The organism is uncultured Senegalimassilia sp., assembly GCF_934630535.1.
Classification (GTDB): Bacteria; Actinomycetota; Coriobacteriia; order Coriobacteriales; family Eggerthellaceae; genus Senegalimassilia.
Window position 1 is genome coordinate 108651 of sequence record NZ_CAKTVU010000005.1, and the last position, 23462, is coordinate 132112.

Annotated in this window: 19 protein-coding genes; 15 read left to right on the forward strand and 4 right to left on the reverse strand. The window is 60.6% G+C overall.

The annotated features are described in order from the left end of the window. Window positions 1–67 precede the first annotated feature (67 nt). Window positions 68–1705 carry a medium-chain fatty-acid--CoA ligase gene (gene fadK / locus Q0D52_RS04885; protein ID WP_294380556.1) on the reverse strand — a complete coding sequence of 546 codons (1638 nt, stop codon included), beginning with the start codon at window positions 1703–1705 and terminating at the stop codon, window positions 68–70. Window positions 1706–1856: 151 nt separating this feature from the next. Further along, complete coding sequence (locus Q0D52_RS04890) at window positions 1857–3053, reverse strand: acyl-CoA dehydrogenase family protein (RefSeq protein WP_294362089.1); 1197 nt, start codon at window positions 3051–3053, stop codon at window positions 1857–1859. Between the two features lie 356 nt (window positions 3054–3409). On the opposite strand from Q0D52_RS04890, the gene Q0D52_RS04895 reads away from it, so the two are divergent. Both Q0D52_RS04895 and Q0D52_RS04900 read left to right on the forward strand, forming a co-directional pair. Continuing rightward, complete coding sequence (locus tag Q0D52_RS04895; RefSeq protein WP_118349832.1) at window positions 3410–4288, forward strand: enoyl-CoA hydratase/isomerase family protein; 879 nt, start codon at window positions 3410–3412, stop codon at window positions 4286–4288. Window positions 4289–4437: 149 nt separating this feature from the next. Further along, window positions 4438–5052 (forward strand): flavodoxin family protein, encoded by a 615-nt coding sequence (locus Q0D52_RS04900; protein WP_294362091.1) that lies wholly within the window; start codon window positions 4438–4440, stop codon window positions 5050–5052. A 487-nt stretch (window positions 5053–5539) separates the two neighbouring features. Here the strand turns inward: Q0D52_RS04900 and Q0D52_RS04905 are convergent, their stop codons facing one another. Beyond that, window positions 5540–6850, reverse strand: a complete 1311-nt coding sequence (locus Q0D52_RS04905; RefSeq protein WP_294362092.1) for a CoA transferase — start codon at window positions 6848–6850, stop codon at window positions 5540–5542. Window positions 6851–7230: 380 nt separating this feature from the next. Between Q0D52_RS04905 and Q0D52_RS04910 the strand changes: the two genes are divergently transcribed. The 12 genes from Q0D52_RS04910 (at window position 7231) to ribF (ending at window position 20325) form a co-directional block, all read left to right on the forward strand. Further along, the gene (locus Q0D52_RS04910; protein ID WP_294380558.1) at window positions 7231–8391 is read left to right on the forward strand and encodes an acyl-CoA dehydrogenase family protein; all 1161 of its coding nucleotides are present in this window, start codon (window positions 7231–7233) and stop codon (window positions 8389–8391) included. Window positions 8392–8675: 284 nt separating this feature from the next. Continuing rightward, window positions 8676–9944 (forward strand): CynX/NimT family MFS transporter, encoded by a 1269-nt coding sequence (locus Q0D52_RS04915; RefSeq protein WP_294380560.1) that lies wholly within the window; start codon window positions 8676–8678, stop codon window positions 9942–9944. 202 nt (window positions 9945–10146) lie between these two features. Then, a complete protein-coding gene (locus Q0D52_RS04920) occupies window positions 10147–11067 on the forward strand; it encodes a LysR family transcriptional regulator (protein WP_294380562.1) in 921 nt (306 codons plus the stop codon). 91 nt (window positions 11068–11158) lie between these two features. Next, complete coding sequence (locus tag Q0D52_RS04925) at window positions 11159–11764, forward strand: methyltransferase domain-containing protein (RefSeq protein WP_294380564.1); 606 nt, start codon at window positions 11159–11161, stop codon at window positions 11762–11764. A 229-nt stretch (window positions 11765–11993) separates the two neighbouring features. Further along, a complete protein-coding gene (gene rimP, locus Q0D52_RS04930) occupies window positions 11994–12470 on the forward strand; it encodes a ribosome maturation factor RimP (protein WP_294380566.1) in 477 nt (158 codons plus the stop codon). A 31-nt stretch (window positions 12471–12501) separates the two neighbouring features. After that, window positions 12502–13716: a transcription termination factor NusA gene (gene nusA, locus Q0D52_RS04935; RefSeq protein WP_294380569.1), complete on the forward strand. Its 1215-nt coding sequence runs from the start codon at window positions 12502–12504 to the stop codon at window positions 13714–13716. A gap of 10 nt (window positions 13717–13726) precedes the next feature. Then, window positions 13727–14020, forward strand: a complete 294-nt coding sequence (locus Q0D52_RS04940) for a YlxR family protein (RefSeq protein ID WP_294162722.1) — start codon at window positions 13727–13729, stop codon at window positions 14018–14020. Window positions 14021–14031: 11 nt separating this feature from the next. Continuing rightward, window positions 14032–16776, forward strand: a complete 2745-nt coding sequence (gene infB, locus Q0D52_RS04945; RefSeq protein ID WP_294362100.1) for a translation initiation factor IF-2 — start codon at window positions 14032–14034, stop codon at window positions 16774–16776. 207 nt (window positions 16777–16983) lie between these two features. After that, window positions 16984–17394, forward strand: coding sequence for a 30S ribosome-binding factor RbfA (gene rbfA / locus Q0D52_RS04950; protein WP_294162719.1), 411 nt, complete (start codon window positions 16984–16986; stop codon window positions 17392–17394). Window positions 17395–17409: 15 nt separating this feature from the next. After that, window positions 17410–18408: a bifunctional oligoribonuclease/PAP phosphatase NrnA gene (locus Q0D52_RS04955; RefSeq protein ID WP_294380571.1), complete on the forward strand. Its 999-nt coding sequence runs from the start codon at window positions 17410–17412 to the stop codon at window positions 18406–18408. Further along, complete coding sequence (gene truB / locus Q0D52_RS04960; protein WP_294380573.1) at window positions 18405–19418, forward strand: tRNA pseudouridine(55) synthase TruB; 1014 nt, start codon at window positions 18405–18407, stop codon at window positions 19416–19418. The genes Q0D52_RS04955 and truB overlap by 4 nt, the downstream gene beginning before the upstream one ends. Continuing rightward, window positions 19402–20325: a riboflavin biosynthesis protein RibF gene (gene ribF / locus Q0D52_RS04965; protein ID WP_294380575.1), complete on the forward strand. Its 924-nt coding sequence runs from the start codon at window positions 19402–19404 to the stop codon at window positions 20323–20325. The genes truB and ribF overlap by 17 nt, the downstream gene beginning before the upstream one ends. Before the next feature lie 260 nt (window positions 20326–20585). Here the strand turns inward: ribF and gdhA are convergent, their stop codons facing one another. Next, on the reverse strand, window positions 20586–21941 hold the full coding sequence (gene gdhA / locus Q0D52_RS04970; protein ID WP_294380577.1) for an NADP-specific glutamate dehydrogenase: 1356 nt from the start codon (window positions 21939–21941) through the stop codon (window positions 20586–20588). 305 nt (window positions 21942–22246) lie between these two features. On the opposite strand from gdhA, the gene Q0D52_RS04975 reads away from it, so the two are divergent. Further along, window positions 22247–23440 carry an MFS transporter gene (locus Q0D52_RS04975; protein WP_294380579.1) on the forward strand — a complete coding sequence of 398 codons (1194 nt, stop codon included), beginning with the start codon at window positions 22247–22249 and terminating at the stop codon, window positions 23438–23440. Window positions 23441–23462: the final 22 nt, after the last annotated feature.

Here is a 23462-nt window from a genome sequence, read left to right on the forward strand (position 1 = left end):
TTCGTCTTGCAGCATAAAAGAAGGACCGCATCTGCGGTCCTTCTTTAGGTGATCTGCTGATCAGGTGTTATTTCGGATCGTTGGCCATACGCTCCTTGAGGATCTCGGCAAGCTCGAAACGCTTCACCTTGCCCATGGGCGTCTTGGGGATCTCGGGGATGTACTCGATACGCTCGGGCCACAGGCGCTTCTGAACGTGCTGGGACTCCAGGTAATCGGTGATCTCCTTCAGCGTGGGCTCGTGCTCGTCGCGTGCGACGGCGAACGTGCAGATGCGCTCACCGAGGCGCTCGTCGGGCATGCCGATGGTGGCCGTCTCAAGAAGGCCCGGGCACTCCACCAGGTCGTCATCGATCTCGCGTGCGCTCAGGTTCTCGCCGCCGCGGATGATGATCTCCTTCTTGCGGCCGTTGATGCGCAGGCGGCCCTCCTCGTCGATGTAGCCAAGGTCGCCGCTGTGGAACCAGCCGTCATCGTCGAGCGCGCGGTCGGTGCGCTCGGGCTCGTTCAGGTAGCCTACGAACAGGTGCGGACCGGTGGACAGCTCTTCGCCCTGCACGCCAGCAGGCACTTCGTTGCCGTTGTCGTCGATGCACTTGATCTCGATGCCGGGGTAGGGGATGCCGGACCAGTCGCCCTTCCATTCCACGCACTTGTCGATCGGAACGAAGACATGCGGGCAGCTTTCCGTGGAGCCGTATACCTCGCACAGGTCCACGCCATGTCGCTTCGCGCATTTCACCAGGCGTGCCGGCACCGGGGCGCCGCCGCACAGCCACAGGTTGAGCGTTTCGAGCTGCGGGCCGTTGTCGAATTCGATGCACTTCAGGATATCGTAGATAAACGGCGTGGAGGCCATGGTCCAGGTGCAGCCCTCGCGGTTCATAAGCTCGATGGCCTCGCGCGGGGAGAACTGCTGCATCAAAACGCTGCGCCCGCCCGTCAGCATCGGCGCGATAAGGCCATGCCAGAAGCCCACGGCATGGTTGAGCGGCGAGCAGTCGAACATGACATCGTCCGGACCGCGATGCGCTTCCTGAGAGAAGATGCGCTCGGAATACAGCATGTTGTTATGGGTCAGCAGCGCGGCCTTAGGCTTGCCCGTGGTGCCCGAGGTGGACAGGATGACAACGACGTCGTCCGAGGAAACCTCCGGCTTTTCCTGAAGCGGTTCGTGGGTTGCGCAGATCGTCGACAGGGAGATGGTGCCGTAACGCGCGGGTTCGAACTTGTCGCACACGGCGATAGCCTTGACGCTTGCGCATTCCTTCATGGCGTCGATGGCTTGCTGCTCGTAATCCGTGTGATGGAAATACGTCGGGCAGATGAATGCCTTGGAGCTGACCAGATTCATGATGTAGATCAGGTCGGCGTCATTGTAATTCTTAGGTACAGGATGGATAACGGCGCCCACTTTGAGAATAGCCACATAGGCGACGGTGAACTCTGCCCAGTTCGGGAACTGGATGGTAACGACATCGCCCACCTCGATGCCGATTTCCTTGAGCCACGAAGCCAGGCGCGACGCTTTGTCATTTACTTCAGCATACGTGTAACGACGCCCCTGATCGTCTGCCACATATTCGCGCTCGCCGTAGTTCTTAACCGCATTGTTCCATGCGTCAAGAGCGGTATCCTTCCCCCAATACCCCTTCTCATAATACATTTGCTTGCGTTGCTCGTTGATTTTCAGGCCTGTGATCATGCTGCTCAATCCTTCCTCGTTGTATCGAAAAAAGTGCATGAACTACCTAGCCGCGACCCCTCCGCGGCCTTTACAAACAAAATGAAATTGAAATGTGGCAAGGCATCGCCGTTTTAGCACCCATGCAACGGCGATGCCTTGCAGAAGCGCTTTAGTCCAAATACCCCAGCTGCGCCTTCAGACGCTGGCATTCGCGCGCGATGGTGATGCGCTGCACGGTCGGGGCGCCTTCCTCAAGCCACAGTGCGCGGCAGTCGCGATACAAGCGCTCGGTCGGTCCATACGGGGATTTCTCGAAGTACCCGTCGCCGCCGAAGATCTCGAGCATCTCATCCGAGCAGGTCTTCACTGCCTGAATGGAGTTCAGCTTGCAGATAGCCGCCTTCTCGTCGACGTACTCGTTGTGAGGATCGACATCGAAGTCGCGGGCGAAGTCGTACACCAGGCAACGCAGCGCATGCGTGGCCGCCGCCATATCGGCGATCTTCATCTTGATGGCCTGGCGCGTGGCGATCGGCTTGCCGAACGTGATGCGGTCGTTGGCACGTGCGATGCTCATTTCGAGCATGCGCTGGCACATGCCCAGATTCGACGCCGCGATGTGGACGCGGGAGATGGACAGGGAGTGGATGGCCACCTCCATGCCCTGGCCCTCATGGCCGAGCAGGTATTTCGGGTCAAGTCGTACGTCGGTGAACTTCAGCCCGGCATGCCCGGCGCCGCGGCAGCCCATCATGTGCGGCATCTCGACCAGCTCGAATCCCGGTGCATCCATGGGAACCAGGAATGCCGAAAGGCGGGAATCCTTGTCATCGGTCGGATCGGTCACCGCGATCACGTATGCGTACTGAGAGCAATCGGTGTGGGAGATGAGCCACTTTTCGCCGTTGAGGATGTACGAGCCGTCTTCTTGGCGAATGGCGGTGGAGTGGACGTCGGCGCCGGTGCCGCCCGTCTTCTCCGTCAAGGCGAAGCAGGTGAAGACGCTCTTGTCCTGGAACTTGTTCATAAGCTCGGCTTTGACCTCGGGCGTTCCATACTCGTTGAGGATGCGCCAGTTCAAGTCCGCTGCATAATGAAGGTGCATGCGCATGCCGCCGGGACCGCGGCTGAACTCCTCTTGCACCTTCAGGATCTCCAATTCGCTCAAATCCCATCCGCCGTACTCGGAGGGAAGCGCGAAACGATACAGATCGTTCTCGCGAGCCAGATCGAAGAAACGCTGCGGGAAGACGTTGGTCTGCTCGACTTCCTCCTGCATTTCCTCGAACGGACCCTCCGCAAGCGCTCGGACCTTGGTCAGGAACTCAGCAAACTGCTCATCGCTGATCTTTGCATTTGGGTTCATACGCATGCCCCTATCGATGTATATGTTTCGAACGCAACATGTGGATTAAGGGTAATTTCACCTAGCACATGTTTTGCGTTCCCCTTGCTGACATACATGATAGCGAGCGAAATCGACCTTGTGCGGCTTGAATCCATTGACGTTTTCTGGGGCAATCTGCTCTTCGATAGGTTGCGTCTATCGAATTCCGGAATCCGTTCACCAGAATGAAAGAAGTGTGAGGGGAAGGATACAAAAACGAAATATTGTCCGTAGAAATCCCTTTCGAAAGTCGGCATTCTGTATTTAGTCACACAGACGGTAACAAAGTCTGGGACAAACTTTCAAAGCTTGAGTAATTCAAGAAAGGGGTCGCCATGAGCGTCTATCAGGAAAGCTATCATCTGCCCGAGTTTACCTACGAGTATGAGAAGCTGAAGATCGACAAGCGTGGTCCGGTTTACGTTTGCGCATTCGACGATGCACAGAACCTCAACGCCATGTCCTACCAGCAGATGGCTGAGTTCAACGACTTTTTGATCAAGGTCCGCATGGACAAGGATTGCCGCGTCATCGTTCTGACCGGCGAGGGCCGCTCCTTCTGCGCTGGCTTCAACCTGAACGACCTGGCTCTCGAGCCGCCTGAGGATATGGGCCGCATCCAGCGTGACTTCTACATCATGCAGCGTATGTGCTCCGATCAGATCGTGAACATGCGTCGCTGCGAGCAGCCGATCATCGGCGCTCTGAAGGGCTACGCCGTTGGTGGCGGTCTGTCCATCTCCTGCGCTTGCGACCTGCGCGTTCTGGGCGAGTCCTACAAGATGAACGCCGGCTACCTGTCCATCGGTTACACCGGCACCGACATGGGCGGCGCCTTCTTCCTGCCCAAGATCGTCGGCTACGCTCGCGCCGCCGAGATCCTGATGAACCCTGCCCGTCATGACGCTCAGCAGCTGCTCGACTGGGGCTTCGCGAACCGCGTTGTCGCCGACGACGATGTGCTCGAGACCGCTGTTGCCATGGCTGAGGACATGTGCAAGCAGACCGCTCCGTTCGGCCTGCGCCTGACCAAGGAGTGCCTGCAGACCTCCCTCGACGGCACCAGCTTCGAGAATGTCATCAAGATGGAGAACCGCAACCAGGTTCTGGCCTCCAACACCAACGACGGCATCATGGGCACCCTCAAGATGAACCCGCACAACAAGCAGGACGTCAAGGACAATCCGGACAAGTACGCTTTCCACAACATGTAAGTCGCATCTCTTGTGACTTGGTGCCCTCGATCGATTGCGGTCGAGGGCACTTTTTGCTACAGGGGTACTGGGGCGTGGTCGCACGTATCCGGCTCTGGTCGGATGCAAGGATGCGGCTACAGGGTCACGTAAGCGATTAGGAGACGAGAATGAACATTCTGGCCATCAACGGTAGCCATCGTGCCGGCAAAGGCACTGCAGCGCTTTTGAGCGCCGTTCTGGAGACTGCCGGTCATCAAGGCGCTACGTGCGAGCTCATCGAGCTGTCGCATCTTGATATCCGCTTCTGCTGCGGTTGCAACAAATGCTTGGGTTCCAATCGCTGCACCATCCATGACGACATGGATATGCTCTACGACAAGATGATGCATGCCGACGGCATCGTTTTGGGCTCGCCGGTGTATTTCGGTACCGTATCCGCGCGCATGAAGAACTTCATGGACCGTACGCGTCCTTTGCATATGGTCGACAATGCCCTTGCCGGCAAAGTCGGCGGCATGGTCACCTGCTCGGGCTTGCCGGATTGCGGCTGCCAAGGTGCCCTTGCGGCCATGGATCATTTCTTCGCCACTCATGAGATGCTCGTGGTGCATCCTCGTCCGCTCGGCCCGGTCATCGGCGATGGCGTCGCCGCGACGCAGCTTGCCCGTTTCAACGAGGCGGGCGATCCGGAGTGGCGTAGCATCAAGGACGACCAGAACGCCTTCAAGTGCGCTCGTCGCCTCGGCCACGACATGTTCAACCTCATCGCCCGTTTGTCTTAAGCCGATTTCCCATATCGCGTGCCATGGCGATCGCCTTCCCGGCGATCGCCATTTTTTTGTGCCTGGATAGTTTGGTTGTATGTATACCTTTGAATCAGATGCTTATCCGGACTGTATGCCCGAGCTGTCGCTCACGTTTCGATATCGTCGGCGTGGCTGCTGTGCAGAAGCATTATGAGGACGGTTGGGAGGCGGAGCGCATTGCCGTGAATGCTGCTGCGCACTGATGGTCGGCATCCTGATGGACTATGTGGATCATAGTCGGTGGGGAAGGGCGGCGTTTGCAACGGCTAGGTTAGTCCATGGGTTGCGTGGTAATCGTTATCGGCATCGTGTGGCCTGGCATATCCGGATCGAGCTATCTCGTATTCACTACATGGAAAGGGGCTGCCAAAAATGCCGTTACTATATATAGAGCTATATATAAAGAAAACCCGCAACATAGGTTGCGGGTTTTCCCAACGAACGATTGAAAGGAGTTTGGCGATTACCAGTTGCAGGGAGCTTCGCCCTTGACCTGGCGCTCGGACTTGAAGATGGTGTCCGGGACTTCCTTGCCATGCCAGCACTTGATGGCGCCGTCCTCTTCAGCCTTGGCGATCTGCTCGTCGGTGTAGCCGAGCTTCTCCATGATCTCGGTGGTGTGATAACCGATGGGCTTGGACAGGATGACCGGCGGATCGCCGTACTCGCGGAAGCGCAGGGGGCTCATCGGCAGGGCCTTCTTGCCATAGCCTTCGTACTCGACCCAACGCAGGGAGTCGTTGTCGTAGGCCTCCTGGTCCTTGACCACGTCGGTGTAACGGAAGCACTTCTGATGGGGAACCTCATGCTCGCGCAGGATCTCGTCCCACTCGTCGAAGGTCTTGGTCGAGAAACCGGCCTCGAGCCAGCTGATGACCTCGGGCTGCTTCTCGGAAGCCTTCAGTGCGGGCAGGTTGCAGGTGTCGGCCTGGTCGACATGCTCGGCATTGCCGGTGATTTCCATCATCATGTTGTAGTACTTGTCGTACTGAGGCATGCAGATGAGCATCCACTTGCCGTCCTTGGTGCGGTACGTGTTGTTGAACGGGTTGGGCACGTGCTTACGAGACTTCGGATACGGAGCGCCGAACTGCGTAGCCATGATGCCGATGTTGCCGCCCCAGATAGCAGCGCCGTACAGGTTGCAGGTAACCTTGTCGCCCTTGCCGGTGCGAGTGCGGTTGAACAGCGCAGCCAGGATGCCGCCTGCCATGATGGATGCGGCGTTGTAGTCGCCGAAAGCCTGCGGCGGGATCGCCGGAGACTCGCCATCCTCGCGGAAGCAGTTGGCAACGCCGCCACGAGCAGCCCAGCACACAGCGTCGAAGCCGGGGGTGTTGGCCTCTTCGCCGAACTCGCCGTAGCCACGCAGCTGAGCCCAGATCAGGGACGGGTACTTGGCGGCCAGGGCGTCGTAGTCCAGGCCCAGCTTAACGAGCGCCTTGTCGCGCAGGTTGCAGACGAAGACGTCGGCCTCGGAGAGCAGCTTGTCCATGACCGCGAAGCCCTCTTCGCTCTTCAGGTTCAGGGCGATCCAGTTCTTGTTGGTGTTGTTCAAGTCGATCGTGGGGTCTTCGGTATCGTTCTGCTCGCAGCCGAAGCCCGGGCCCTGAGTACGCTGGGCATCGCCGTGCAGCGGCTCGACCTTCATGATTTCAGCACCCATTTCGGACAGGATACGAACGGTTGCGGGAGCCGCAACCCACTCGCACAGTTCGACGACCTTCACGCCGTTCAGAGGGCCATAACCGTTAAGTTTCTCGCTTACCAGCATTATGAGGCGCTCCTTTCATTTTCGTTTCGGGTGGTTCTTGCGTTTGCAGGACTAATATTTACAGGTAAACGCGACTAGTTCTATGGACAATAATTCAATAGTGTGTGATTGCCCATAAGAAATGTTCGCTAAAACATAGGTAGACCTTTGCAAAACCCGTATATGCGTTGGACAAACCACTTTATATGTTTCTGCAAATATGGGGTTCTGTGGGCAAGAAGCCGAAATTGGGTGGAGATACCTTGAAATGCTTGCCGAATGTTCGTTGGTTTGGTCGAAAACGGGATATTGGCCGTCAGGCGTTTCGCGGCTCGCTGGTATATTGAGTGCATAAGTTGGTAGGTATCGCAGTATTGTCCGAGAACGCAAGGGGGTTCGCGGTGGATTTCAATCTTTCGTCCGATCAAAAGAAGCTTGTGGCTGCTTTTCGTGCTTTCGGCACGGAAGTGTTCACGCCCGACCACGTATCGCAATGGTGCAGGGATCAGGGCTTGCCCGACGATGTCATGAAGCGTTTCGCCGATACTTATTTCAAGTCCGTCGATAAACGGCTTTCCTCCGTTGCGGGGCATACGCTTCTCGATCAGGCGCTCATCATCGAGGAGCTGTCCCGATGCGCCGGCGCCACGCTGCCGTTCCAAAACGATCTGTTCAATCTGCAGATCGTCGATGCGCTTGCCGCCGCTGGCAACGTGGATCCCGTCGTCGAGGAGTATCGATCGACGGGTCGCCTTATGTTCGCGCTCGCCATTTCCGAGCCGGAGGGCGGTTCGGATGTCATGTCCATGAAGACGAGCACGAAAACCCTTGATGGGAAGATCGTCTTGAACGGCCGCAAGTCTTACGTCAACAACGGCGAGTATGCTCCTTACATCGTCGTAGCCGCCATCGACGACGATGCTGAGACCGATGATGCGTATCCTGCGCTTGCATTGTGGCTTGTTCCTCGAAATCTGAAGGGCATCGCCGCGGTCCCCATCGACAAGATCGGGCAGGATATGCTTCCGTTCGCGTCCTTGTCGTTCCAAGACGTCGAGCTGAAGCCCGAATATCGCATCTCGTCCGATCAAGGCGATTTCAGGCGCCTGTTCCAAATGCTCGAATATGGTCGCGTGCTGCTGTGCGCGTCGTCGCTTGGCATGGCGCAAGCGGCCATGGAGGACGCATGCGCGCATGCGCGCTCCCGAAAGGCGTTCGGCGTGCAGGTCGGCCGCTTCCAGCAGATCGAGACCATGCTGACGGATATGGAGCTGCATCTCACCAACATGAGGTCGATCCTGTACCGTGCGGCATGGGCCGTCGATGAGGGCGATCCGGATCGACGCCTGGCCGTATCACTTATGAAGCGATATATCCCGAAGACCGCTGTGGAGGTGGCATCCGATGCCATGCAGATCCTGGGCGGTTTGGGTTATACGGAAAGCTCTCGCACGTGCCGCGTTTGGCGCGACTGCCGAGGTAACCAGATCGCAGAGGGCACCGATCAGATCATGGTGTACATCGCAGCACCGCTGATCGCCGAGAAATACCGCGATTTTTAAAAAATGTCCCATCGTGTAAATATCGAATCAGCAATTGTGCCGGTAAAAGTCTCTTTTATCGATTTCTATAGCCTATAGTTGATTCTGATATATACACATATCTCCGTAGTTGACCACTTTAATTCTACGAAACCGGATAAATGAGTGAGTTCTGTCCGTATCTTCCGTAGGTTTTGTGATGTACAAAGTACTTGGATAAGCGGAAGGGTGCTTATCCGGTTCATCACACCAGGGGTTCTAGGTTTGCGTTTTGCGAAGGAAAACCTACGACAAGGAGGTATGTTTTGGCACAATCGACGAAAGAGAAGATGAGCACGCGCCATCTTCTCGTGGTGCTCACGGGCATCATGATCACCTTCGGCTGCTCCGCGCTGTGCTTTTCCACGTGGGGTCTGTTCCAGCCGGTAGTTGCCGAGGGTCTTGGCGTTGAGAAGACCGCATTCGCAATGTATGTCACCGTTATGTATCTGACGATGACGGTTGCGTCTCCGTTCGCTGGCAAGCTCTTGCAGTCCATGGATGCACGCGTCATCCTTTCCGGTTCCGCCATCTTGGTGGTTGCGGCGTTCCTGCTCATGAGCTTCGCGAACACCATCGCTCTGTTCTATGTGGCTGCCGTTATGCTGGGCCTTGGCGAGATCACGCTTCTGTGGCTTGCCGTTCCTACGCTGATCAACCGTTGGTTTGCCGATCGCGCCGGCTTCTTCATCGGCCTGTGCATGGCGTTCACCGGTATCGGCGGCGCCATCTGGTCCGCTGTGTTCACCGCGCTGCGCGCCAACGGCATGGACTTCCACACCATCTATCTGATCTGGGCGGTTATCGCTGCTGTGACCTCTCTGCCGTTCACGCTGCTGTGCGTGCGCAGCAAGCCTGAGGATTGCGGTCTGCAGCCCTATGGTGCCTCCGTTGCCGCCGCTGCGGGCGCTGCTCCGAAGGCTTCCGGCCTCTCCGCTTCCCGTGCGATGAAGACCCCGACCTTCTACGCCGTGTGCGTGTTCGCCGGCCTCATCAACATCGCCATCCTGATCGCCATGCAGTTCCCGAGCTACACCAAGACCCTGACGAGCGCTCCGTTCGACGTGGCAGTCGTCGGTGGCCTCATGACCACGGTCATGATGGTCGGCCAGGCTCTGTTCAAGGTCATCCTGGGCGGTGCTGCCGACAAGAGCGCGAAGGGCGCTTTGATCTTCGCCTTCTGCGCTGGCGTTGCCGGTATCTTCCTGTGCTGGTTCGGCGCAGGCTCCGAGCTCATGCTCTACGCTGGCGCCTTCATCTTCGGCGGCTGCTACGCCACGGCCGTGGTTCTGGTTCCCGTCGTGGTTCGCCAGTCCTTCGGTTCCCGCGAGTACTCGCTGATCTACTCCCGTGTTTCCACCGTGTTCAACCTGATCGCGGCATTCGCGGCCATGATCTGGGCTTGGGTTCAGACGTCCTTCGGCTTCACCGTCGTGTTCATCACCGGCCTGGTCATGCTGATCATCATCCTGCTGCTTGGCCTGTACGTTATGCAGAGCGCCAAGAAGTACAAGTCTGAGTGGACTACTGATTAAGGGTTTCCTACATAGAGCTTACTCTAGAACCTAGTACGAAGACGGCTCCGCAAGGGGTCGTCTTCGTGTTTTCAGCCTTGAAAACCGGCAGGAATCATCGTAAGCTTTTCGCCTTATGGGGTGTACTTTGGCTTTATAATGAAGAGAAGAGAATCTTTTTGTGAACGATGCTCGTCTCTCACATATTCGGAGGGTCAGGGGTATGAATCTATCGCAGCTTCACTATTTCAAGAAACTGGCGGAAGTTCTTCATTACACGCGCGCGGCTCAAGAGCTGTTCATCACGCAGCCTACTTTGTCCGGTGCTATTTCATCTTTGGAGAACGAACTGGAGGTATCGCTGTTCGAGCGCTCCGGCCGTTCGGTCAGCCTTACGCCTCAGGGTGAGATCTTCTACGAACACGTATGCCTGGCGCTGCGCGCTATCGATGACGGTGTCGCCGCCGTGCAGGATCGGGGGCACTCCATCGTCGGCTCGATAAGCCTTGGAACCACCTTCACCGTGCAGGACGACTACTTACCGCTGCTCATGAAGGATTATTGCGCGGTCTGCAACAACTCGGTTCTCGCCAAAACCTACCAGGGGTTTACGAACTATCTGTTAGATCAGTTGCGCAAGGGGACCATCGATGTCGCCTTCTGCGGTAGGCGTGAAGGCGATTCGGAGTTGGTGTACTTCCCGGTCACGTACCGCAACTTGAAGCTGTGCGTGCGCGATGATCATCCGCTTGCGAAACGCGATCATGTCAGCTTTTCCGAAATCGCGAACATGAATCTGTCGACGTATCGTCGAGGTGCGCCGATCGGGGAAATGGTCAACAAGCTGCTTATCGACAACGGGCTTGAGGATGTCAAGCAGATCTACGATGACGACGTGTCCATGAGCTCGTTCATTTCCTTCAATTCGCCCGATTACGGTGCGATCATGCTCGACTCGTTAGGCCCCCGTCTGTTCAAGAACATCAAGTTCGTCGAGATCGACGAGGTGCCGGAGGGCTTCTACCGTATTTATATGGTGTACAACAAGAAGCATAACCACTCCCGTGCCGTGAAGGATTTCATCCAGTTCGTGCATACCTATAAAGGCAACGACACCTTCGAGGACGAAGAGATCTCGGAGTAGGCGTTTTTCCATGGATGAACGTATGTTCGAACGCTTGAACGCCTATTATCGGGATCTTTCGCGAACGGATACCCTTGCCGGGAGATGCTCGATGTCGCTTCCGCCGCAGCTTTCCGGCCTTCGCGTCATCGACGTGCTGTGCCGCAGCGGCAAGGGCGCGTTCAAGTTGAGCGATGCTGTTGGAGATGCGGGCTTCGTGCTAGGCATCGATCCCGACAAGTCGTGCATCGAGCGTGCCGTTGCAGCTGCTAGCGGAAATCACCGAAGCGGGCACGGGTGGTCGCGATACCTCCGATTCGAGCAAGCGTTCCCGGAGAACTTGGCGCAAGCGGGCTTGTCGGATGCCTCCTACGATGCCGTATATGTGAACTGCGGTCTAGCGGATGTTTTCGATCTGCCCGCTGCGCTTGCGGAGTTTCATCGTTGCCTGAAACCCGGGGGTTTTCTTTGGGTTGCCGAAGGCGTATTTCGCGGCGCGAGCGGGCATGAAGATGGAGTTTCGGATGAACCTGCGCCGATGCGGGCTGCGCCTCATCGCACGCTAACGATAGACGCCTTCGCCGCTTTATGCAGGGACGCAGGCTTCGGTCGCGTCGAGGTTGCGGATGTCGTTCCGGTTCCATCGGGCCAGCTTGCGCTTTCGGAAGGTTGCGAGCGCACCTCGCTCGTGATGGCCGACATCAAGGCGACTGTTTGATTGCGCGAACCCCCCCTGCATCAAGAGCGTTGCGACGCGCATGGCTTCGCAAGTTCCCCGTGTTTATGGGGAACTTGCGTCTGAGGACGGCGGCGCTGGAAAATCAAAGGGCCGTATGGTATAAAAGGTATGCATTGCAGCAAGCGCGCGACGGCGCGCACCATACTTTCGCAGACGGAAAGTGGGTTTATACCCGCTTTTTTGTATGTTAGGGCACAGAAAGGAGCTTATGAGCGTGCTCAGCAAGAAGGAAACCGAGCTGCTTGACGCGCTGGAGCCCCGTGCGGCCTCCGAGGGCATCGAGATCGTGACCGTGCAGGTCGTAGGCGCCAAGAAGGCGCCTACTATTCGCGTCTTCATAGACACGCCCGAGGGCGTGAGCTTCGATGAGCTGGCGAAAGCGCAGGCATGGATCAACGACATCATGGATGCGCTCGACCCGTTCCCCGGAGCCTACACCCTTGAGGTGTCCTCTCCGGGCATCGACCGCCCGTTGCGCACGGAGCAGCATTTCGCGCGTTACGCCGGTCAGCAGGCCGTGGTGAAGCTCGCCCATCCCATCGACGGGCGCAGCAACTTCACCGGCACGATCGTCTCGGCCGATGGCGGCAACGTCGTCATGGAAGTCGATGGCCAGCAGGTCGTCCTGCCGATCGATCAGATGAAACGCGCCCACCTGAAGGGCATCGTGGATTTCAGCTCCTAGCCGGGGCTGTTTGGAGAAAGGAAGCTAAAACGTGGCAAGTTCTGAGTTGATCGAGGCTTTGCAGGCCTTGGCCCATGAGCGCAAGATCGACGAGTTCTATCTGATCGACCGCTTGGAAGCCTCCCTGGCCAAAAGCTATCAGCATATCCTCGACCTCGAGTGGGATGCTCGAGTGACCATCGACCGCCAAACGGGCAAGATCTACGTCTACGAGCTGGTCCCGGTCGGCGAGCCCGATGAGGAAACGGGCGAGTACTCCGAGTTCGAGGAGCGCGACGTCACCCCGGCCGACGTCAGCCGCATCGCCGCGCAGAACGCCAAGAGCGTCATCAGCTCCATCGTTCGCGAGGCCGGCCGCCAGTCCATCTACGAGGAGTTCGCCGGCCGCGTCGGCGACCTGGTCACCGGCACCGTGCTGCAGGGCACGCCCGACTTCACCATCATCAAGATCCGCGATGGCGTCGAGGCCGAGCTTCCGCATTACGACGTGAAGCGCTATCCTGGCGAGCGTAACGAGCGCCCTGCCGGCGAGCACTATCGCCACAACCAGCGCCTGAAGGTGCTCATCATCGAGGTTCGCGATCCCGGTTCGGACGCTCCGCGCATGCGCGGCGAACAGGCCCGCCCGGCCATCGTCGTGTCCCGCACGCACCCCGACCTTATCCGCCGCCTGTTCGAGATCGAGGTTCCCGAGATCTACGACGGCCTGGTCGAGATCAAGTCCATCGCCCGCGAGCCCGGCGCCCGCTCCAAGGTGGCCGTCACCTCCCGCGAGCGCAACCTCGATCCCGTCGGCGCCTGCGTCGGCCCGAAGGGCAGCCGCGTGCGCATGGTCGTCGAGGAGCTGCGCAACGAGCGCGTCGACGTCATCCAGTGGGATGAGGACCCGGCCCGCTACGTCGCCAACGCGCTTTCCCCGGCCAAGGTCGATCGCGTCCTGGTCGACGAGGAGAACAACTACGCAACCGTCATCGTGCCCGACGACCAGCTGTCCTTGGCCATCGGCAAGGAGGGCCAGAACGCCCGTCTTGCTGCACGTCTGACCGGTTGGCACATCGACATCAAGTCCGCCAGCTTCACCGGCGCGCCGCTTCCGAAGGCCGAGAACATGCTCATCGACGAGGATGATTTCGAGGACGAGGAAGAGCTGTGCGCCTACGTTGACGAAAACGGCGTCCGCTGCCGCAACCATGCCCGTCCCGATAGCTGCTTCTGCGGCATCCACGACGGCCTGGACGAGGAATAAGGCGTCACATATGGCAACGGCAACCAACACGGGCAAACGACAGCGCAGCTGCATCGCCTGCGGCGCGCAGGCCGACAAAACGGGCCTGCTGCGCATCGTACGCACCCCCGAGGGGGCCGTTGCGTTCGATGCCACCGGCCGCGCACCGGGACGGGGCGCCTATGTGTGCTCCGCGGAATGCTTCGCAGCCGCGTGCAAGAGGAACAAGCTCGACCGAGCGCTTAAGGCGACGCTCGGCAGCGATGATTACGACCGGATCGCCGCCGATGTCGCCGCGCACGCGCGCGACGCGAGGGAAATGTAGAGGAGTGGTATATGGCCAGCATGCGAGTACATGAGTTGGCGAAGGAGTTCAACATGTCCAGCAAGGACATGCTCGATAAGCTCCATGAATTGAAGATCACCGCAAAAAGCCATGCCAGCATGCTGGCTGAATCGGATGTGGAGAAGGTTCGCCAGAACCTGTCCCCCGAGATCAAGGAACGCGCAGGCGAGCTTCCGGCCGAGGAGGCCAAGCAGCTCGCCGAGGAGCGCGCCGAGGCCAAGCGCCAGCAGGCCGAGGCCGAGCGCGCCCGCCGCGAGGCCGTCGAGCAGGAGCGCGCCGCCCGCGAGGCGGAGCGCGCCAAGCGTGCCGGCGAGGGCGGCCCTGCGGCCAAGCCCGCAGCCGCCAAGCCCCAGGCCAAGAAGGTGACGAACAACCCCTTCGAAAGCTTGGCAAGCCAGATCGAGTCCGAGAAGGAGCGCGTCGCCCGCGAGGCCGCCGAGCGCAAGGCCCGTGCCCGCGCCGCCGCCGTCGCCAAGGAAGTCGCCAAGAAGCAGGCCGTCGAAGAGGCCCTGCGCAACCGCAACTCCAAGGGCGCTTCCCACAAGCCCGCGGCTGCCGCTCCCAAGCGCCAGGCCCCGGTGCTCGGCGCCCGCAAGTCCAGCTTCGACAGCCTGCTTTCGCAGATCGAGTCCGAGAAGCAGCGCATCGAGAAGCAGAAGGCCGAGCAGCCCGCCCGCGGCGCCGATGCCAACAAGCAGCAGCGCGGCGGCCGCAAGCACGGCAAGAAGGGCATGCACGTCGAGCAGCACGTGCCCGAGCTCGAGCAGCAGGCGGCGGGCGAGGATCGTTACGCCCAGATGGCCGTGAAGGCCGAGGAGCTGCAGCGCGACAAGGTGCTCGCCGAGGCGCGTGCCGCCGTCGCCGCTGCAAACTCCCATGAGGGCGAGGGTCGCCGTAAGAAGCGCAAGCAGAAGCGCGAGGCCGAGGCCCGCGAGCGCATGGAGATGGAGGCCATCGAGCGCGGTCTCGATCCCAGCTTGGTGCTCGACGATTCCGTCGTCGAGATCCCGCAGGGTTCCACCGTGGCCAAGTTCGCCGAGCTGCTCGGCGTGCAGCCCAACGACGTCATCAAGCGCCTGTTCATGCTCGGCCAGGTGCTCACGCTCACTCAGTCCATGTCCGACGAGCTCGTCGAGCTCATCGCCGACGACATGGGCCGCAAGGTGCGCGTCGTGTCCCCCGAAGAGGAGTTCGCCATCGTCTACCACGACAGCGACGAGGACCTCAAGCCGCGTCCGCCCGTCGTCACCGTCATGGGCCACGTCGACCACGGCAAGACGTCGCTGCTCGACGCCATCCGCCACACCGGCGTCGCCGAGGGCGAGGCCGGCGGCATCACCCAGCACATCGGCGCTTCGGTCGTGCGCATCGGCGATCGCCAGATCACCTTCATCGACACCCCCGGCCACGAGGCCTTCACGGCCATGCGCGCCCGCGGTGCCCAGGTGACCGACGTTATCGTCCTGGTCGTCGCCTCCGACGACGGCGTCATGCCGCAGACCATCGAGGCCATCAACCACGCAAAGGCCGCAAACGTGCCGATCGTGGTCGCTGTGAACAAAATCGACAAGCCCGGTGCCAACCCCGACCGCGTGCGCCAGGAGCTCGTCGAGTACGGCGTCATCCCCGAGGACTGGGGCGGACAGAACATGTTCGTCAACGTGTCCGCTAAGAAGAAGCTGCACATCGACGACCTGCTCGAGACCATCCTGCTGCAGGCCGACGTGCTCGAGCTGCGCGCGAACCCCGATGCCCTGGCATCCGGCTTCGTCATCGAGGCCAACCTCGACAAGGGCCGCGGCCCAGTGGCAACCGTGCTCGTGCAGCGCGGCACGCTGCACCCGGGCGACACCGTCGTCGCCGGCACGTCCTATGGACGCGTCCGCGCATTGGTGGACCCGCGCGGCAAGCACGTCGACGGCGCGGCGCCTTCCTTCCCGGTCGAGATCTTGGGCCTGAACAGCGTCCCGGTCGCCGGCGACGAGTTCCGCGTGTTCGAGGACGAGCGCGATGCCCGCAAGCTGGCCGAGGAGCGCGCGCTGCGTGCCCGCCTGGCCGAGCAGGAGACCAAGTCGCATATGAACTTGGACGACCTGTTCAGCCGCATCGAGGAGGGCAAGCAGACCGACCTGAACCTCATCGTGAAGGCCGACGTGCAGGGCTCCATCGAGGCGCTGCGCGACGCGTTCAACAAGATGGACCAGTCCGAGGTTAAGATCAACATCGTGCACTCCGCGGTCGGCGGCATCACCGAGACCGACGTCACGCTGGCTGCGGCCTCCGACGCCATCATCATCGGCTTCAACGTGCGCCCGACCGGCAAGTCCAAGCAGCAGGCTGAGAAGGAGAAGGTCGACATCCGTCTGTACCGCGTCATCTACCAGGCCATCGAGGATATCAATGCGGCCCGCGTGGGTCTGCTCAAGCCCGAGATCGTCGAGGAGGACACCGGTACCGCCGAGGTTCGCGAGACCTTCAAGGTCCCGAAGGTGGGCACCATCGCCGGTTGCTACATCACCGACGGCGAGCTGCACCGCGACGACAAGATCCGCCTCGTGCGCGAAGGCACCGTCATCTTCGAGGGCGAGCTTGCATCCTTGAAGCGCTTCAAGGACGACGTCAAGGCCGTCAAGCAGGGTTACGAGTGCGGCATCGGCATTGCCGGCTACCAGGACCTCAAGGTCGGCGACACCATCGAGGGCTACACCATCAAGGAAGTTGAGCGTACCGAGTAATCAGCCATGCCGCCCGCAAGGGCGGCAGGCGCTCGGCGTTTGAAAGGGCTCCGGCATCCGATCCGGCTCCTCCGATTCTCAAGGTGCGTACCGTGCGTACGCGTCTTGCGGTGACGGGGCGGATTCGGGGCCGGAGCCCTTCTCGCTACCTTCGAGGTGCCCTATACTGCATTCAACCAAACCTGATTCTTCAGAGGAGCAATATCTATGAAGCAAGGTTCCACCAACCGCAAAGTCAATCAGCAGGCGCGCGAGGTCATCGCGTCCATCCTGCTCTTCGAGATCTCAGACCCGCGCCTGTCGCTGGTCACCATCACCGGTTGCGAGGTCAGCTATGACCGCAGCGTCTGCAACGTCTTCTATACCGCCGATCGCGGCGAATACGAGGAAGTTGCCGAGGCCTTCGAGAAGGCTTCCGGCCGCATCCGCTCCCTTATGGCCCGCCAGCTTTCCTGGCGCGTCGCGCCTGCGCTGCGCTTCATCCTTGACAAATCCGTGGACGAGGCCGAGCGCATCGCATCCGCGCTCGAGCGCGATGCCGAGCGCAATCGCGAATCGGCTGCTATCGCCGCCGAGCGCGAGGCCATCGAAGCCGCCGAAGAAAACGATCAGGAATAGCGGGGGAGCGCCGCTATGACCGTTACCCCTCAAACTAACTGCACGCTAGAGCAGCTGGCGGCTGCCATGCGCCCTCTCGACGACTTCGTCATCTGCGGCCATGTCAGCCCCGACGGCGATTGCCTGGGCTCCCAGCTCGGCCTTGCCGCCGCGTTGCGTCAACTTGGCAAGCGCGTCACCTGCGTGCTGGTCAAGGACGAGCCCATCGAGGCGAACTTGGCGCAGTTGCTGCCGGGCGCAGCCGATTTGGTGCCGGCATGCGAGTTCGACGGCCCTGTAGGCGCGTTCGTCGGCGTGGACGTGCCGACGCGCGAGCGCATCGGGCAAGCGGCGTGCCGCATCCTCGATCGCGCGCTGGCATCGTTCACCATCGATCACCATGCGGTCGACGAGCGCATGTGCGACATGGCCTACGTCGACCCCGACGCCGCTTCCACAACCCTGCTCATCTGGGAGCTTGCGGATTTGCTCGGCGTGTCCCGCTCCGGCGATCTGGTCACGTGCTGCTACACGGGCCTGGTCACCGATACCGGGCGCTTCCAGTATCAGAACACCGATGCCCGTTGCATGCGCCTGGCGTCGCAGATGGTCGAGCAGGGCGCCGATCCCGCAGCCGTCTCGCGCGCGGTGTTCCAAAACCGCACGCTCGCTTCCATGCAGCTTGAGGCCGCAGCCGTCTCGCGCGCCGAGTTCCATGAGCAGGAAGGCTTTGCCATCAGCTATCTTACGCTTGCGGATTTCGCGCGTTTCGGCGCCGTGAAATCGGATGCCGAGCCGGTCATCAACGCTCTGCGTTCCATCGCAGGCGTTAACGTCGCCTGCATGCTGCGCCAGCATGAGGATTGCATCCGAGGCAGCCTTCGCGCGAAAGACGACACCGATGTTTCCGCGATCGCCCGGTCCTTCGGCGGCGGCGGTCACGTTGCCGCGGCAGGTTTCACGTTGCATACCAGCATGCAGGAAGCCGTCGAGCAGGTGCGCGCCGCGCTGCAAGAGGCGGTGTGCGCTAGGTGAAACGAGGAGAATCGGGTCTGTCGCTGGTAGTCGGCGTGGACAAGCCCAGCGGCATGACGTCCCATGACGTGGTCAACCGCTGCCGGTGCATCTTCGGCGAGAAGCGCGTCGGCCATACGGGCACGCTCGATCCGCTGGCAAGCGGCGTGCTTCCCATCTGCATCGGCCCTGCCACCAGGTTGGGCGCCTACCTCACCGGGCACGATAAAGCGTATCGGGCCACCATCGCGTTCGGTGTCGGAACCGATACCGACGACTGCGAGGGTACGATCACGCGTACGGGCCAGGCACCGGTGGAAGCCGGTGACCGAAGCTTCGCGGAACAGATGGTTGCCCAGATGCTCGGGCCGCAGAAGCAGATGCCTCCGGCGTATTCGGCCATCAAGGTCAATGGCAAGAAATCCTACGAGGCCGCTCGCGAAGGGCATATCATCGAGCTTGCCCCGCGCGATATCGAGGTTTATTCGGCGAACGTCGTAGCCGTCCGCCCAGGCGTGGGCGAGCAGCTGCCCGAGTGGGATGTCGAGTTCCGCGTTTCGAAAGGCACCTACATCCGCGCTCTGGCGCGCGATCTGGGCCATAAGATCGGCTGCCCTGCGCACTTGTCCGCCCTCAGGCGATTGGAGGTCGGCGGACTTACGCTTGACGAGTGCGTGCCCCTCGAGGCGCTAGAGGAGCTGAAGCTGCGCGCCGCGTTGGATCCGGTGCGCCTTCTGGGCGTGCGCTTCACCTATGTTGAAGGCGCCGTCGCTCAGGCCGTCGGCAACGGCAACGCGCTTCGCGCGGCCGATTGCCAGCTGTTCGAACGCAGGCGCAGCACGGCCCAGGCCGAGATGTGCGCCTGCACCGCCGGCGTGCGCGAGAGCGCTCATGCGCCGCAAGAAGGCGAGGTCATCGCGGTCATCAGCCAAAACAAGGTTGTGGCTTTGTATCAGTACGACAGCAGGCGTGCATCGTTCAAGGCATGCTGCGTGTTTCAAACGGGGGTGCTTCGTGGCGCAGATCTTTAAGGCCGACGAAACGTTCGATCGAGGATTTTTCGAAGGCGCCTCGTGCGCGTTCGGCGTGTTTGACGGAGTGCATCTAGGGCATAGGTTCCTGCTGTCCTGCGCACAGGAGACCGCACGTGAAAACGGCGGGAAGTCCATTGCGCTCACGTTCGATATCGATCCCGACGAGATGTTTCATGCGCAGCGCCTTCGCAAGCTCATGTCGAATCAGGAGCGCTTGGAGATGCTCGCGGAAACCGGCGTCGATGCGGTCGTCGCCCTTCCGTTCACGCGTGAGTTCGCCGCAAGCTTGCCCGAGGAGTTCCTGGCCCGCACGTTCGGCACCGGCGTTCCCGCTCATCTGCACGTGGGGTTCGATTTCCATTTCGGCGCGAAAGCCGCCGGAGCGGTGCCGGAATTGCGCACGTGGGCCGATGGGCATGGCATGCAAGTGCACGCGCACGACCTGAAAAGCGAGGACGGCGCGCCTATCTCGGCCACGCGCATCCGCCTGTTGCTGTCCGACGGGAAGCTCGATGAGGCGAATCACCTGCTCGGGCGTCCGTATTTCATGACGGGCATCGTGCGTCCCGGTCGCGGCGAGGGCGCCGATATGGGCATCCGTACCGCGAATCTCGAGGTCTCCGATCAGATGCGCCCGCTGTCCGATGGCGTGTACGGTGCTTATGCGCATGTCGATGGCAAGCGTTATAAGGCCGCGGTTAACGTGGGCGTGGCGGCTACGTTCGCCGATCGGGCGACGGCAACCTGCGAGGTCCACATCCTCGACTTCGATGGCGATATCTACGGGCAGTATATGAAGGTGGAGTTCATGAAGTGGCTTCGCCCGATGCGCGTCTTCGACGATATATCCGAGCTTATCGCCACCGTGCAGGGCAATATCGATTGGGTGCGCGAGAACCTGTAGCGTTCGCCGTGAGGAGCATGCCTTGTTGGTTGGGTAACGTCGGCTAGGTGTTGAAAACCTGCAGGGAGGGACTGCGGTCGAGCGGGTATCGCTCTTCGGTCAATCCTCTCGATTCATGGTGCGCTGATTCCGGTAGGGCGTTGCTCGCGTTCGTGTGATGCACGCATGTGTGCACGATCCGCCTTATGGCTTTCGGCTAAACAAAAAACGAAGCGACCCGATCGGGTCGCTTCGTTTTTTAGCGATATGAAAGGTTGCCCTTACACGATGCCCTGGGTCATCATGGCGTCGGCCACCTTCAGGAAGCCGGCGATGTTGGCGCCCATGACGAAGTTGCCCTCATGGCCGTACTTCTTGGCAGTGTCGTCCACGTTGTGGAACATGCCGCGCATCAGCTGCTCGAGCTTGCCGTCGACCTCTTCGAAGGTCCAGCTCAGGTGCTCGGCGTTCTGGCTCATCTCCAGGCCGGATACCAGCACGCCGCCGGCGTTGGCAGCCTTGCCGGGCATGAAGGCCACGCCGTTCTCCTGCAGGAACTCGGTGGCATCGAGCGTGGTGGGCATGTTCGCGCCCTCGCCGACCACCTTGCAGCCGTTGGCCACCAGGGCCTTGGCATCGTCGAGATGCAGCGTGTTCTCGCGTGCGCAGGGCAGTGCGATGTCGCAGGGAAGCTGCCACACGCCGCGGCCGTCGCCCTCGTGCCAGGTTGCGTTCGGACGCTCGTCGACATACATGGCCAGGGACACGCCCTTGTCGTGGCCGGAGCGCTTCTTGTTGTAAACATGCTCGAGCACCTGGTAATCGATGCCCTCGGGGTCCTCGACCCAGCCCTTGGTGTCGGAGCAGGCCAGAACCTTGCCGCCAAGCTGGGAGACCTTCTGGACGGCGTAGATGGCCACGTTGCCGGAGCCGTGCACGACGACGTTCTTGCCCTCGAAGGAATCGCCGTTGGACTTCAGGTACTCGTCGACGAAGTACACCAGGCCGTAGCCGGTGGCCTCGGTGCGGGCGAGCGAGCCGCCGAAGGACAGGCCCTTGCCGGTGAGCACGCCGGTCCACTCGTTGCGCAGGCGCTTGTACTGGCCGAACATGTAGCCGACCTCGCGGCCGCCGACGCCCAGGTCGCCAGCCGGCACGTCGGTGTTCGGGCCGATGTGGCGGGACAGCTCGTTCATGAAGGACTGGCAGAAGCGCATGATCTCGTTGTTGGACTTGCCCTTCGGGTCGAAGTCCGAGCCGCCCTTGCCGCCGCCCATGGGAAGGGTGGTCAGGGCGTTCTTGAAGATCTGCTCGAAGCCCAGGAACTTCAGCATGCCGAGCGTGACGGTGGGGTTGAAGCGCAGGCCGCCCTTGTAGGGGCCGATGGCGGAGTTGTACTCCACACGGAAGCCGCGGTTGACCTGGACCTTGCCGGAATCGTCGACCCACGGGACGCGGAACTGGATGATGCGCTCGGGTTCGATGATGCGCTCAAGCAGGGCCGCCTCCTCGAACTCCGGATGGGCGTCGAGTGCCGGCTGCAGGGTGCCCAGAATCTCGGTGGCTGCCTGGATGAACTCGGGCTGCTCGGCGTTTTTCGCCTTGACCTGCTCGATGATGCGCTCAGCGTAAGTCATTGCGTGAACCTCCTAGCGGATGAAATGTTGCGTTAACGGGTTGCATTATAGGATTCGGAAATCGCTCGAAACGGTATATTAACGAAGCCGAAACAAAGAGCGGCGACCTGCGGCGGACGGGCGTTTGCTCGGCGCGGACGGCTTGCGTTTCGATGTTGCGGGGTTTGCGTCGCCTTGTCCGAACGTGCCTTCGACGGGGGTTCGTGAGGGTTCTCTGAAGGCGCGTATCCGCATCGATCAAGGCTCGCCACCGGGCTACAATCCCATATCCGGATAATGGGAAAGGGAAGGAAGAGCTCGGTTTCATGACTAGGTTCGTGGATAGCAAGCTTACGCTGCGGGAATGGTTGCCGCTTATCGGCATCACCGTTTCCGCGTTCATCTTCAACACCTCGGAGTTCATGCCGGTCGGCCTTTTGACCGGCATCGGCGCCTCGTTCGGGACAAGCGAGGGCGTGACGGGGTTGATCATCTCGGTGTATGCCTGGGCGGTGATGTTGCTCTCGCTTCCCCTCATGATCTTGGGTTCCCGATTGGCGTTTCGCCCGCTCATGCTTTTGGTGATCGGCGTGTTCTGTGCCGGCCAGGCGCTTTCGGCCTTGGCTCCCAGCTATGGTTTGCTGATGGCCGCGCGCTTGGTGGTCGCCTGCGCCCATTCGGTGTTCTGGGCCATCGCCGCCCCCGTGGCGGTGAAGGTCGTCGACGAGAAGCACGGGCCTATGGCCGTCAGCGCCGTGGTGACCGGATCGGCGCTTGCCATGGTGGTCGGGTTGCCGCTTGGGCGCATGGTGGGGCTGTGGCTGGGCTGGCGCCAAACCTTCGGCTGCGTGTGCGCCGTAAGCGCGCTGGTGCTTGCATACTTGGCGGTGGTGTTCCCGAAGATCCCCGCCAGCAAGCCCTTCACGCTCAAGCAGCTTCCCAGCATCTTGCGGAACAAGGTGCTTGTGGGCATCTTCATCGTGACGGCTTTGTACGCCATGGGCTATTACACGGGTTACAGCTACATCGAGCCGTTCCTTTTGCTGGTGGGCGGCATGGATGAGCAGGTCGTCACCATGGCGTTGGTGGCCTTCGGCATTGCGGGCCTTATGGGAAGCGCGGTGTGCTCGCGGTTTTACCGTGGTCATCGCCGGGCGTTCGCGCTATGGGTTGTCGCGGGTGTGGCGCTGGCGCTTCTGCTGCTGCGCCCTGCGGCCTTCGGCGTCGCCGGCGTGTTCGCCGTGTGCATGCTTTGGGGCATCGCCGGATCGGGGTATTCCATCGTCTATCAGGCGGAGATCATCGAGTTCGCAAGCGATGGCGAACAGACGGTCGCGATGGCCATCTTCTCCGGCATCTTCAACCTCGGCATCGGCACGGGCAGCTTCATCGGCGGAGGCGTGTGCACGTTCGGGACCATCGCCGATGTAGGCTTCGTTGGGGCCTTCATCGTGCTTCTTGCCTTGCTGTACTGTGCATTCGTGCTGGTGAAACACATGAAAGTTCAGGCCACGAGATAGAACCCGAGAACAATTGTTCGAA